9 protein-coding genes and 1 pseudogene are annotated in these 12,367 nt (G+C 70.7%); 3 read left to right on the top strand and 7 right to left on the bottom strand.

Going from position 1 to position 12,367, the window contains the following annotated elements:
- Nucleotides 1-917 (top strand): annotated as a pseudogene (locus IJH84_RS04865) (DUF2339 domain-containing protein); the annotation flags it as partial.
- 222 nt (nt 918-1,139) lie between these two features.
- Here IJH84_RS04865 and IJH84_RS04860 read toward each other — a convergent pair.
- A complete protein-coding gene (locus IJH84_RS04860) occupies nt 1,140-1,505 on the bottom strand; it encodes a glutaredoxin domain-containing protein (protein ID WP_200068009.1) in 366 nt (121 codons plus the stop codon).
- A 218-nt stretch (nt 1,506-1,723) separates the two neighbouring features.
- Between IJH84_RS04860 and IJH84_RS04855 the strand changes: the two genes are divergently transcribed.
- Nucleotides 1,724-2,467, top strand: a complete 744-nt coding sequence (locus IJH84_RS04855) for a WHG domain-containing protein (protein ID WP_200068010.1) — start codon at nt 1,724-1,726, stop codon at nt 2,465-2,467.
- A gap of 101 nt (nt 2,468-2,568) precedes the next feature.
- Here IJH84_RS04855 and IJH84_RS04850 read toward each other — a convergent pair whose 3' ends face one another.
- From IJH84_RS04850 to IJH84_RS04835, 4 genes are all read right to left on the bottom strand, one after another.
- Entirely contained in the window at nt 2,569-3,039 is a 471-nt protein-coding gene (locus IJH84_RS04850; protein ID WP_200068011.1) for a CAP domain-containing protein, read from the bottom strand.
- Between the two features lie 274 nt (nt 3,040-3,313).
- A complete protein-coding gene (locus tag IJH84_RS04845; protein ID WP_295140736.1) occupies nt 3,314-5,278 on the bottom strand; it encodes an acyl-CoA dehydrogenase in 1,965 nt (654 codons plus the stop codon).
- Between the two features lie 161 nt (nt 5,279-5,439).
- Nucleotides 5,440-8,406 (bottom strand): leucine--tRNA ligase, encoded by a 2,967-nt coding sequence (gene leuS, locus IJH84_RS04840; RefSeq protein ID WP_200068013.1) that lies wholly within the window; start codon nt 8,404-8,406, stop codon nt 5,440-5,442.
- Between the two features lie 129 nt (nt 8,407-8,535).
- Nucleotides 8,536-9,621, bottom strand: a complete 1,086-nt coding sequence (locus IJH84_RS04835; protein ID WP_295140731.1) for an esterase-like activity of phytase family protein — start codon at nt 9,619-9,621, stop codon at nt 8,536-8,538.
- A 67-nt stretch (nt 9,622-9,688) separates the two neighbouring features.
- Here IJH84_RS04835 and IJH84_RS04830 point away from each other — a divergent pair, with 67 nt between their 5' ends.
- A complete protein-coding gene (locus IJH84_RS04830) occupies nt 9,689-10,087 on the top strand; it encodes an SdpI family protein (RefSeq protein WP_295140728.1) in 399 nt (132 codons plus the stop codon).
- A gap of 6 nt (nt 10,088-10,093) precedes the next feature.
- Here IJH84_RS04830 and IJH84_RS04825 read toward each other — a convergent pair whose 3' ends face one another.
- Complete coding sequence (locus IJH84_RS04825) at nt 10,094-10,666, bottom strand: YqgE/AlgH family protein (protein ID WP_295140725.1); 573 nt, start codon at nt 10,664-10,666, stop codon at nt 10,094-10,096.
- Between the two features lie 218 nt (nt 10,667-10,884).
- On the bottom strand, nt 10,885-12,342 hold the full coding sequence (locus IJH84_RS04820; RefSeq protein WP_295140744.1) for a CCA tRNA nucleotidyltransferase: 1,458 nt from the start codon (nt 12,340-12,342) through the stop codon (nt 10,885-10,887).
- Nucleotides 12,343-12,367 lie beyond the last annotated feature (25 nt).

The raw sequence follows: 12,367 nt of genomic DNA, 5'->3' as shown, positions 1-12,367 counted from the left end.
CTGCGCACCGCCGCGGCAAGGACCCGATCGGCATCGCGCTGCTGATCAGCGCCGCCGCACCGACCGCGCTGGTCGCCCCGATGCTGGGACGCTGGCCCGCGTTCGGATTCCTCGCGCTGCTCGGCGCGCTGTACTTCGCGGTGTGGTGCGCCGGCCGAGTCGGTCGACTGCCCGCTGCGTTCGGCGTCGTCGCAGGCGGGGTGAGCGCCATGCTGCTGTTCCAGCTGACGGTGCTGTGCACCGGCGCTTCGGCCCGTTCGGTCAGCGTCCTCGCGGAAGCACTGCTGCTGGCAATGCTGGCATTCCGGCTGCGCGGCAAGGGACTGCTGCTGAGCGCCGCCCTTTTCGGTTCGGCGGGAACCCTGCTGGCGCTGCTGATCGACGTGCCGCCGAGCCTGTTCACCGGCTTCCCCGCTCAGCCGTACTTCGACGACGGCCGCGCGCTGACGCCCGCGATGCTCGGCGGGCTGGCGGCCTTCTTGCTCACGGCCGGCGCCACCACCGCCACGACCTGGGCCGCGGTCCGGATGCACGTGCTACCGCGAACTCCGCAAGCGTTGACGCCCGCAGCCGTCGGACTTCTCTACGGCTGCGGTGGTGCCGTGCTCACCGCGAGCCTCCTGGTGCTGCCGACTACCTCGGGCTTCCTGGCCGGGCACGCGCTGATCACCGTCTCGTGGATGGTGCTGGCTTTCCTGCTGCTGTTGCGCGGCATCGGTTCGGTGCCGCCGCGGGTCGCGGGATTCGCGCTGGTCGGCGTCGCGCTGGCGAAACTGCTGCTGTTCGACCTCGCCGCGCTGTCCGGCCTGGCCCGAGTGCTGGCGTTCCTGGCCGCCGGGCTCATCCTGCTGGCGGGCGGCACCCGGTACGCGCGGCTGATCGGCGGCAGGGAGGCCCGCGCGGGCATCGCGTCGTGACCCCGTACCGACGCGGGTTCCACCCGTTCGGGCGTAGTTGGGAACGAAGATGCATCCTCGCGGGGAGGCTGAACGTCAAACTGGATGAGTTGCTGCTCGCCGGTATCGCGCCACCGACGATCGCAACCCCCAGGTGCCGGTCGCAACGCCCCCCGTGCGGCCGGCCCTGGTTCATCCCGGCCCGTGCGGTTGCGCGACCGGGTCGGCCGCGGCCCGCGCTGCTCAGCCGTTGCGCCGCAGGCCCAGCGCGTTCAGCGTGCCTTGCACCGGACCCGGCTTCTGCTCCGGCAGCAGCTCCGGCGCGTGCTCGCCGAGCGCCGCGACGACCTCGGACGCCGACGGGTTCACCGCCGAGAACTCACCGACCACGACCGTCGGGACCGTCTCGTTGCCGTCCGCGATCGACCGCACGACGGCCCTGGCTTCGTCGTCCTGCCAGATGTCGAGCTCCCGGAAGGCCACCCCCTGCTTGCGCAGGCCCGCCCGCAGCGATGTGCAGAACGGGCAGCCGGGCCTGGTGTAGACGACGAGTTCCCGCGCCGCCGCGTCGTTCGTTCCCGCTGGGTCGTTCGTTCCTGCCGCGTCCATCGAGTACACCTTTCCGCCCCGGAGGCCACCGACCGGCCGTCTTCGGCAGCGCCAACACATGCCGACAAGTCGATATTCCTGATCGGCGTTCGGTGGTGGCGACCGGAACGGAACCGATAACGTGCACCGCAAGTAATTGATCGCCGTCCGATCGGTGAGCTGCGCAGCGGTCGAACCCGCCGCGCGGCACCGGCGGAACACGCCATGGAGTCGGTCAGATGAGCGAGGGCACTCGGCGCGAACGCATCCGTGCTGCCACCGAGATGGAGATCCGCCAGCACGCCCGGACGCTGCTCATCGAACAGGGCCGGGACGCGGTCACGTTGCGCGCGATCGCCCGCGAGCTGGGCATCACCGCACCCGCGCTGTACCGCTACTACGACTCGCGCGAAGACCTGCTGCGCCAACTCGGCGAGGACATCTGCGGCGACCTGGTCGACGAGCTGAGCGAGCGGTTGCGCGAGATCGACCAGCGCGACTTCCACGGGAAACTGCGGTCGGTGTGCCACGGTTTTCGGCGCTGGGCGCTGGCGCATCCCAAAGAGTTCGGGCTGGTTTTCGCCACCCGCGCGGACGAGACCGCGGAACCCGGCGCGGACGGCGCCGGTCCGGAAGGCGCCCGGGACCAGTTCGCCGGGGTCTTCCTGCGGCTCATCGGCCCGCTGATGGCCGAGAGCACGCACGTGGTGGACCGCGAGTCGGCGCCGGCGAGCCTGCAATCGGAACTGTCCCCGAACCAGCTCGCGCTGGCCGAGGCGTTCTCGCAGCACGGGATCGACCTGCCCGCGGAAGCGCAGGACACCGACGCGGTCTACTTCCTGCTGCGCTGGTGGGTCCGGATCTACGGGCACGTGGCGCTGGAGGTGTTCGGGCGGTTCCCGTTCACGTTGGCGCACTCCGACCGGCTCTACGAGTCGCTGCTCGACGAGCTGGCCCACGAGCTCGGGCTGACCACCGGATGACACGTGCGGCAGGGCCCCTCGGCGAACCGGGAGCCCTGGCCGCACGCCGATCCGGCCGCGATGCTCGCTGCGCCCGTGCAGCGGAGTCGCGGTCCGGGGGATCAGTAGCCGAAGTCCTGCGTCCAGTTCCAGCCGCTGGTCTCGACTCCGACGCCGATCTTGTTCAGCTTGCAGTTCAGGATGTTCTTCTTGTGCCCTGGCGATTTCATCCAGGCGTTCATCACCTGCTCGGGGCTGCTCTGGCCGGCGGCGATGTTCTCCGCGCCCGGGGACGGGTAGCCCGCGTTCTTGATCCGCTTGTCGAACGACACGCCTTCCGGGGTGTCGTGCGAGAAGTAGTTCCGGTTGGCCATGTCGGAGCTGTGCCCGTTGGCCGCTTGGGTGAGCCGCTTGTCGACCTTCACCGGTCCGCAGCCGGCACCGGCGCGCTGCTGGTTGACGAGTTCGACGACGCGGTTCTGCTGCCCGGCGTCGGCGGCGAGCGCCTGCGCGGGCATGGCGGCGCCCGCACCGAGCGCCGCGGCTACGAGTCCGGATGCGATTACAGTGCGTTTAAAATTGGTCCGTGCCATGCGGCGAGAAACTACCCATTCGCATGAAGCAGTTTCCGCCATGTGTGCATATCGGCACAGATCAAGCGACGGTGAGTATTCGGTCCATATCGTTTCGAATTCGTCGATCTTCCATTATTCCTGCACAGCGCCATACCGGAAAGATATGGTTCCGCAAAAACGGCCGGTTTCCACGCCCTGCCGAACAATTCCGGATCAGTTCGTGGTCGCGCCAAAAAAGCGCGGCCCGCCCGTCGGCGAATCGTCACGAGCGGGCCGCCCGGCAGAATGCGGATCAGTCGTCCCGGCGGTCGTGCTCCCGCTGGACCTCCTGGCGCTGCTGCTCCGCACCGGTCGCGATCGGCGCGGTGAGCCACTGGCGCGGCAGGCCGAACGCCGCCACCAAGTCCACCGCGTGCGGGCGCAACGCCTGGCACAACCCGTTCACCGCCTCGGTCACGGCCTTCGCCCGCCGCGGAGTGATCCGCTCGTGCTCCAGGAACCAGCCCCGGTCCTCCTCGACCGTGGACAGCACGTACAGATCGCACAGGCGCTCCAGCACCAGCGCGGTGTCCGGATCCTGGCAGCGCTCGACACCGGCGACGAACGCCTCGAGCACGACCCGGTCGATGTGCACCCGCGCCGCCCGCAGCACGTGGTCCTGCGCGTCGTTGAACACCTCGAACGGGTCCGCGGAACCACCGGTGGCGCGACGCAGGCGGCGGGCGAGGCCGTCGAGCACGTGCCGCTCGCGGTCGTCGAACAGCTTCACCTGCCAGCCGCGCTCGAACACCGCCTCCTCGTCGTCCGGCACCGCGGCGTCGACCAGGCGCTGCACCAGCGACTTCGCCGCCGTGCGTTCGATCACCGCGCCCACGAACTGGTCGGCGACGAACCTGGCCATCCCCATCGTGCCGAGCTCGTCGAACTGGCCCTTGTAGTTCGTCAGCAGGCCCTTGGCGACCAGCTGCAGCAGCACCGTGTTGTCGCCCTCGAAGGTCGTGAACACGTCGGTGTCCGCCTTGAGCTGCGGCAACTGGTTCTCCGCGAGGTAGCCGGCGCCGCCGCACGCCTCGCGCGCGATCTGGATGGTCCGGGTGGCGTGCCAGGTGGTGACGGCTTTGATCCCCGCGGTGCGCGACTCCAGTTCCCGCTGTGCGCGTTCGTCCCCGGAGCCCTGCACCTCGTGCAGCGTCGATACCAGCTGTTCCTGCGCGAAGTGCAGCGCGAACGTCTTCGCCAGCGCGGGCAGCAGCTTGCGCTGGTGCCCGAGGTAGTCCAGCACGACGGTTTCCTCGTCGGTGCCGGGCCGGTCGAACTGCCTGCGCGCCGAGCCGTAGCGCAGCGCGATCTCCAGGGCCAGCTTCGTGGCGCTGCCCGCCGTGCCCGCCACCGAGATCCGGCCGCGGATCAGCGTGCCCAGCATGGTGAAGAACCGCTTGCCGGTGCTGTCGATCGGACTGCTGTAGGTGCCGTCCGCGGCCACGTCGCCGTAGCGGTTGAGCAGCGCTTCGCGCGGGACTCGCACGTTGTCGAAGGTGATGCGCCCGTTGTCCACGCCGTTGAGCCCGGCCTTGCGGCCGCAGTCCTCGATGTGCACGCCGGGCAGGACCGCACCCGCGGAGTCGCGGATCGGAACCATGAACGCGTGCACGCCGTGCCCCTGGCCGCCGGTGAACAGCTGGGCGAACACCACCGCCATCCGGCCGTCGCGGGCGGCGTTGCCGATGTACTCCTTGCGCGCCGACTCGTGCGGGGTGTGCACGACGAACTCTTCGGTCGCCGGGTCGTAGGCGGCGGTGCTGCGCAGGCGCTGCACGTCCGAGCCGTGCCCGGTCTCGGTCATCGCGAAGCAACCCGGCAGGTCCAGGTTGATGATCGACGGCAGGTAGCGCTCGTGGTGCCGTTCGGTGCCCAGCGCCTGCACCGCACCGCCGAACAGGCCCCACTGGACCCCGGACTTGACCATCAGCGAGAGGTTCCCGGCCAGCATCTCCAGGGACACCACCGAACCGCCGGTGTCGCCCTGCCCGCCTTGCGCGACCGGGAAGCCGATCTCCGGGATGCCGCTTTTGACCAGCAGGTGCAGCTGCTCCAGGGTCAGCGCGCGGTGCGCCTCGGTGTCCAGGTGATCGCCGGGTGGCAGCTCGGTGCCCTCCAGCGCGCTGCGGACCTGCGCGCGGACGTCAGCCCAGCGCCCGTCCAGCAGAGCCGCCAGCTCACCCGCGTCGAATCCGGCCGGTGTCCTCGGGATGTCCATGCCAGCCTCCGCACTTGGAGTTCCGTCGCCGCCGAGCGTAGTTACTCGTGAGTAACCAGCGCTACGTGACCTGCCTCGCCACCTCGGCCTACCCGTTCCGGAACCGGTGCGACGCGAAAACGGCCCGCTCGCGCGGAGCGGGCCGTTCGCCGCAGGGCGGCTCAGGCCACCACGTTGACCAGCTTGCCGGGCACGACGATGACCTTGCGCGGCTCGTTGCCCTCCAGCGCGGCCACCACCTTCTCGTCCGCCAGCGCCGCCGCACGCACCTCGTCCTGCTCGGCCGCTGCGGGCACGACCACCCGGGAGCGCACCTTGCCGTTGATCTGGATCGGGTACTCCGCGGTGTCCTCGACCAGGTACTCGGGATCCGCCACCGGGAACGGGCCGTGCGCCAGGCTGGTGTCGTGGCCCAGCCGCGCCCACAGCTCCTCGGCCAGGTGCGGGGTCAGCGGGGCGACCATCAGCACCAGCGGCTCGACGACCTGCCGCGGCGTGCGCTGCTGCGCCGAGTAGGTCTTGGTGACGCGGTTGTTCAGCTCGATCAGCTTCGCCACCGCGGTGTTGAACCGCAGCGCGTCCAAGTCCTCCCGGACACCCGCGATGGTCTTGTGCAGCGCACGCAGCATCTCTTCGTCCGGGCGCTCGTCGGCGACCCGCAGCTGCCCGGTGTGCTCGTCGATGACGTTGCGCCACAGCCGCTGCAGGAACCGTTGCGAGCCGACGACGTCCTTGGTCGCCCACGGACGCGAGGTGTCCAGCGGGCCCATCGCCATCTCGTAGAGCCGCAGCGTGTCCGCGCCGTAGCTGTCGGCCATCTCGTCCGGGGACACGGAGTTCTTCAGGCTCTTGCCCATCTTCCCGTACTCGCGGCGGACCGGTTCGCCGTGGAAGAAGTACTCGCCGCCGCTTTCCTCGACCTCCTCGGCGGGCACGTACACGCCGCGCGAGTCGGTGAAGGCGAACGCCTGGATGTAGCCCTGGTTGTACAGCCGCCGGTACGGCTCCTCCGAGCTCACGTAGCCCAGGTCGTACAGCACCTTGTGCCAGAACCGGGAGTACAGCAGGTGCAGCACCGCGTGCTCCACGCCGCCGACGTACAGGTCCAGTCCGCCCGGGTCGCTCGCGCCGTGCTGCTGCGGGCGCGGGCCCATCCAGTACCGCTCGTTGACCGGGTCGACGAACGCCTCGTCGTTGACCGGGTCGATGTAGCGCAGCTGGTACCAGCAGGAACCGGCCCACTGCGGCATCACGTTGGTGTCCCGGCTGTAGTGCTTGAGCCCGTCGCCCAGGTCCAGCTCGACCTCGGCCCAGTCGGTGGCCTTGGCCAGCGGCGGCTCCGGGCGGCTGTCGGCGTCCTCCGGGTCGAAGGTGCGCGGCGAGTAGTCCGCGACCTCCGGCAGCACCACCGGCAGTTCGCCGTCCGGCACGCCCAGCGGCACGCCGTCTTCGTCGTAGACGATCGGGAACGGCTCGCCCCAGTAGCGCTGCCGCGCGAACAGCCAGTCGCGCAGCTTGTACTCCACGGTCCCCGCGCCGTGCCCGCGCTGCTCGAGCCACTCGGTGACGGTGCTCTTGGCGTCCTCCAGGCCAAGCCCGTTCAGGTCCAGACCGGCTTGCGGATTCGCGGAGTTGATCCGCGGCCCGTCACCGGTGTAGGCGCCGCCCGGGTGCTCGGCGGAGGGCTGCACGGTGCGCACCACCGGCAGCTCGAAGACGTGCGCGAAGTCCCAGTCGCGGAGGTCCTCACCGGGCACCGCCATGATCGCGCCGGTGCCGTAGCCCATCAGCACGTAGTCCGCCACGAACACCGGGATCTGGGCGCCGTTGACCGGGTTCGTCGCCCACGCACCGGTGAACACGCCGGTCTTGTCCTTGTTCTCCTGGCGGTCCAGGTCGGACTTCATCGAAGCGGTGCGCCGGTAGTCGGCGACCGCTTCGGCGGGCGTCGCCGCGCCGCCGGTCCACACCTCGTGGGTGCCCGCGGGCCACTCGGTGGTGGTCAGCTCGTCGACCAGCGGGTGCTCCGGGGCCAGCACCAGGTAGGTCACGCCGAACAACGTGTCCGGGCGGGTGGTGAACACCTGCACCTCGCCCGCGGAACCGTCCAGCCGGAAGGTCACGTTCGCGCCGTGCGAGCGGCCGATCCAGTTCCGCTGCATGCTCTTGACCTTGTCCGGCCAGTCCAGCCGGTCCAGGTCGTCGACCAGGCGGTCGGCGTAAGCGGTGATCCGCATCATCCACTGCTTCAGATTGCGGCGGAACACCGGGAAGTTGCCGCGCTCGGTCAGGCCGTCCGCGGTGACCTCCTCGTTCGCCACGACGGTGCCCAGACCGGGCGCCCAGTTCACCGGGGCCTCGGACAGGTAGGCCAGCCGGTAGGTGTCGATCAGCCGGCGCTGCTCGGTGCGGGACAGCTCGGTCCACGCCCTGCCGTCCGGGGTGGCGCGCTCACCGGCGGCGAACTGCTCCTCCAGCTCGGCGATCGGCCGCGCCCGGCCGCGGCCGCCGTCGGCGGCGGTGTCGTACCAGGCGTTGAAGATCTGCAGGAAGATCCACTGCGTCCACTTGTAGAACTCGATGTCGGTGGTGGCGATCCGCCTGCGCTCGTCGTGGCCCAGCCCCAGCCTGCGGATCTGGTTGAGGTACCGCTCGATGTTCTGCTCGGTCGTGGTGCGCGGGTGCGTGCCGGTCTGCGCCGCGTACTGCTCGGCGGGCAGCCCGAAGGCGTCGAAACCCATCGTGTGCAGCACGTTGCGGCCCAGCATCCGGTGGAAGCGGGCGTAGACGTCGGTGCCGATGAAGCCCAGCGGATGTCCGACGTGCAGCCCGGAGCCCGACGGGTACGGGAACATGTCCTGGATGAACAGCTTCTCGGCGGATTCCGGGTCGCCGCCTGCCGGGTCGTCGGCCGATTCGGCGCGCAGCTTGCCGACCGGGTTCGGGGCGTGGAAGGTGCCGAGCTCCTCCCAGCGCCGCTGCCAGCGCTGTTCGACCTCGGCCGCGATCTCCGCCGTGTAGCGGAACCGGGGCGCCTCCTCACTCCCGTTCGGGCCCCCCGTCGCCGGGCCTCCCGTCACCGGGGTCTCCGTCGGCTCGCCCGTCACGCCTGCTGCCTGGCCGCTCATCGCCTGTGCTTCCTTCCCTGCTCATCACGCGGATCGCACACCCCTAGTGTGCCGCCCGCCGCCAACGCGTTTCCCGCAGGCCCGCCCGGGGCGCCGGCGGGCGGGCTGATCGTCGGCGACGACCCGGCCTCACCGCACGGCGAGCGCGATCAGCTGGGTCGTCTGGGCTGGGGAGAAATTGTTGTCGCTGACCAGGGCCAGGGTGTGTTCGCCGGTGGGCAGGCGCGGTCCCCAGGCGATCCCTTCGACGTTGTCCACGGTGCTGAGCCCGAGGCCGGAGAGGTCCGCGAGCAGCCGCTTGCGCATCGGCGCGACCTCGGTGCCGCGCAAGGAGCCGAGGTGCCGCACGTCGGTCGCTCCGCGCGGATCCGCCTCGTAGACGCGGACCGAGTTGCCCGCGCCCGGCACGTAGGCGCGCTCCAGCACCAGCAATCGGGACGGGTCGCGCTCGTCGGCGAGGATCGACGCGATCCCGTTGTCACCGCCGCCCCGGGCGAAGACCGGGTCGACGGGGTAGGCGTGCTGCGCCGACACCCGGCCTGCCCGGTCCTGCACGGTGACCCGGCTGAGCGCGCCGCGTTCCGGATCCGGTGGTTCGCCGTCCTGCAGCAGCGTCGACTCCACCGCGCTGATCAGCAGCGATCCGCCGGCGGCGAAGGTCAGCGACTCCAGCGACTCGTTGTCCCGCGGACCGCTGTCGGGGCGCATCGCCAGGTTCGGCGGCAGCGGGAGCTCGCCGCGGAACCCGCCGTCGGGCGCCGCCGAACGGATCGACGGGTCGGCCGGCCGGTCGCGATCACCTTCGGCGGTCCACCGCAGCTCGTGCGACCGCGGATCGAAGCGGACCTCCTCCGGATCGACCGCGTCCTCCGGATACGGCTTCCCGTCCGGACGCAGCAGCGGATGCGTGCCGGTGAGCCGCCAGTCGCCGAGCCCGTCCGCCCGCACGTCGATCTGCGCGGTGTAGGTGCGGGAAGGCTGGTGCTGCGAGCGATCATCGCTGATGAACACCCACTGCCCGGAACGGGCGTCGTAGTCCAGCCCGGACAATCCGCCCACGGTGGTGTTCTGGAACGTCGTGCCCCAAGGCAACGTCCGCTCGCCGAGCACGCGCACGCCCTCCGGCGGGGTCGTCGGCTGCGCGCAAGCGGAGGAGAGCAGCCCGGCAGCGAGGGCGACGGCAATACGGGCTGCGGGTGAGCGTGCTGCGATCATGTGACCCAGTGAACCCCAGCCGGGTAGCGCGCGGATGACCCGCGAGCGGCCGCCGTACGCTGGGCCGGTGATAGCTGTGCAGGTGATCTTGTCCGCGCTGCTCGTGGTGCTCGGGGCGGCGCTGTTGTTCATCGGCTGGCGCGGGCTGCGCAGCCAGCTCCCGCCGAACCGCTACGTCGGGGTTCGCACGCCGGCGACGCTGCGCAGCGAGGAAGCCTTCGAGCTCGGCAACCGGGCGGCGGCCCCCGCGATGCTGGCAGGCGGCGCGATCGCCGTGCTCGCCGGAGTTTCGGAGCCGCTGCTGGGCACGATGTTCAGCGCCGTGCTGGTCGCCGTGCTGGGCATCGCGGGCGCGTTCGCGCTCATGGTGATCGGCGGAGTGTTCGGCGACCGGGCCGCGGCAGCCCTGCCCGAACCGGTCGCGGCCGGCGGCTGCACCGGCTGCCCCGGTGGCTGCTGCGGCTGAGCGGGGTCAGTTCAGCTTCACATCGCCAGGGTGCGTGGCCAGGAACGACACCGGAGTGCGCTGCCGCCGCAGCACCCGGCCCCACAGGTCCGCGCCGGGTGCAGCGATGACGTCGTCCGGCAGCGCGGGCACCACGAGCCAGTCACAGCGTTCGATCTCACCGGCGAGCTGGCGCGCCTCCCACCCCGCGTAGCCGGCGAAGAACCGCAGCCCGCGGGTGCGCGGGACCAGCTGCTCCGGATCTCCGTCGAGGTCGACCAGGCCGACCGGGCCGCGCACGCCGACCACGCCGCCGAGAGTTCCGACGTCCTCGCCGGTGCGCAGGGCGGCCAGGCAGATCGCCGTGCGCTGTTCCACCGGTCCGCCGACGAACAGCGACTGCGGTTCGCTGGCGTGCGGTGCCCAATGCGGCAGCACGTCGCTGATCGCCACCTCGCTGGGCCGGTTCAGGATGACGCCGAGGGTGCCTTCGCCGCGGTGGTGGATCACGTACACCACCGAGCGGCGGAAGTTCTCATCGAGTAGCTGCGGAGCAGCCACCAGCAGCGTCCCCGGCTCCACCTCCGCGTCAGATTCCACCTCCGCATGATCGCAGAGGTGGCCGGTTCGCGGCGCGTCCGTCTCCCGACGAATGCGGTTGGCCGCAGTCGATGATCAGCCTTCGCTGCTGAGTGTTCACCGAAACGCCTGAGTATTTTCACTTCAGTAATATTATGAAGCTTTGACCTGCAACGACCAGAGCAAGGAGACTGGGGAAAAGCCGGAACCCGTACAGCGCGAGACCGCGCACCGACGGCTCAGCTCTCGCCGGGAACCTCGATGCCCTGTTCGGCCGCCCACCGGTACAGCTCGGCGACGGCCTCCGCGCGATCCACCGGACCGCGGTCGAGCCGGACGTCCTTCAGGTGCTTCCACGCCTTGCCGACGATCGGGCCCGGCGGGACGCCGAGCAGCCGCATGATCTCGTTGCCGTCCAGGTCCGGCCGGACCTTCGCCAGGTCCTCCTCGGCGGCGATCCGGGCGATCCGCTCCTCGAGGTCGTCGTAGGAGCGCTGCAGCGCGTTGGCCTTGCGCCGGTTGCGGGTGGTGCAGTCCGCGCGCACCAGCTTGTGCAGCCGCGGCAGCAAGTGCCCGGCGTCGGTGACGTAGCGGCGCACCGCGGAGTCCGTCCAGTTCCCCTCGCCGTAACCGTGGAACCGCAGGTGCAGGTACACCAGGTCGGACACGTCGTGCACGATCTCCTTGGAGTAGCGCAGCGCGCGCAGCCGCTTGCGCGTCATCTTCGCGCCGACCACCTCGTGGTGGTGGAAGCTCACCCCGCCGCCCGGCTCGAACCGCCGCGTGTCCGGCTTGCCGATGTCGTGCAGCAGCGCCGCCAGCCGCAGCACCAGGTCCGGCTCGCCGTCCGGGTCGGCGGCCCGCTCCAGGTCGATCGCCTGCTGCAGGACCACCAGCGAGTGCTCGTAGACATCCTTGTGCTGGTGGTGCTCGTCGATCTCCAGCCGCATCGCGGGCACCTCGGGCAGGACGTGCTCGGCCAGCCCGGTGTGCACCAGCAGCTGCACGCCCTCGCGCGGGTACCGGCCGCACAGCAGCTTCGACAGCTCCGCCTGCACCCGCTCCGGAGTGATCCGGGCGATCTGCTCCGCCATGCCGCGCATCGCCTCGACCACCCGCGGCGCGGGCTCGAAACCGAGCTGGGCGGCGAACCGCGCGGCCCGCAGCATCCGCAGCGGGTCGTCGGCGAACGACTCCTGCGGAGTCGCAGGCGTGTCCAGCCGGCGCCGCGCCACGTCCTCCAGACCGCCGTGCAGGTCGACGAACTCGCGCGAACCCAGCTCGATCGCCATGGCGTTCACGGTGAAGTCGCGGCGCAGCACGTCGCCCTCGATGGAGTCGCCGAAGTCGACCTGCGGGTTCCGGCTCACCCGGTCGTAGCTGTCCGCGCGGAACGTGGTGATCTCCACGGTGGTGCCGCGCTTGTAGGCGCCGAGGGTGCCGAAGTCGATCCCGGTGTCCCAGACGGTCTCCGCCCAGCCGTCCAGCAGCTCGCGGACCCGGTCCGGGCGTGCCTCGGTGGTGAAGTCCAGGTCGGTGCCCAGCCGCCCGAGCAGCGCGTCGCGCACGCTGCCGCCCACCAGGTACAGGCGGTGGCCCGCGGCGGCGAACCGGTCGGCCAGTTCCTGCGCGACCGGGGCCACCTTCACGAGCTCGACCACGGCGTTGCGTTGCGCCTCCCGCTCACGGGAGCGCAGGTCGGTCTCGTCGGAGGCGTCACGG

Origin of the sequence: Saccharopolyspora sp., from assembly GCF_017434145.1 — a bacterium.
Classification (GTDB): Bacteria; Actinomycetota; Actinomycetes; order Mycobacteriales; family Pseudonocardiaceae; genus Saccharopolyspora_C; species Saccharopolyspora_C galaxeae.
Note: the sequence above shows the minus strand (reverse complement) of the source record. Positions and strands in the feature narration are given on the sequence as shown.

What these genes read in the sequence shown, in the direction of transcription:
- IJH84_RS04860 (WP_200068009.1), bottom strand. Translation starts at nt 1,505, where the DNA reads ATGGACGCGGCAGGAACGAACGACCCAGCGGGAACGAACGACGCGGCG.
- IJH84_RS04855 (WP_200068010.1), top strand. Translation starts at nt 1,724, where the DNA reads ATGAGCGAGGGCACTCGGCGCGAACGCATCCGTGCTGCCACCGAGATG.
- IJH84_RS04850 (WP_200068011.1), bottom strand. Translation starts at nt 3,039, where the DNA reads ATGGCACGGACCAATTTTAAACGCACTGTAATCGCATCCGGACTCGTA.
- IJH84_RS04845 (WP_295140736.1), bottom strand. Translation starts at nt 5,278, where the DNA reads ATGGACATCCCGAGGACACCGGCCGGATTCGACGCGGGTGAGCTGGCG.
- leuS (WP_200068013.1), bottom strand. Translation starts at nt 8,406, where the DNA reads ATGAGCGGCCAGGCAGCAGGCGTGACGGGCGAGCCGACGGAGACCCCG.
- IJH84_RS04835 (WP_295140731.1), bottom strand. Translation starts at nt 9,621, where the DNA reads ATGATCGCAGCACGCTCACCCGCAGCCCGTATTGCCGTCGCCCTCGCT.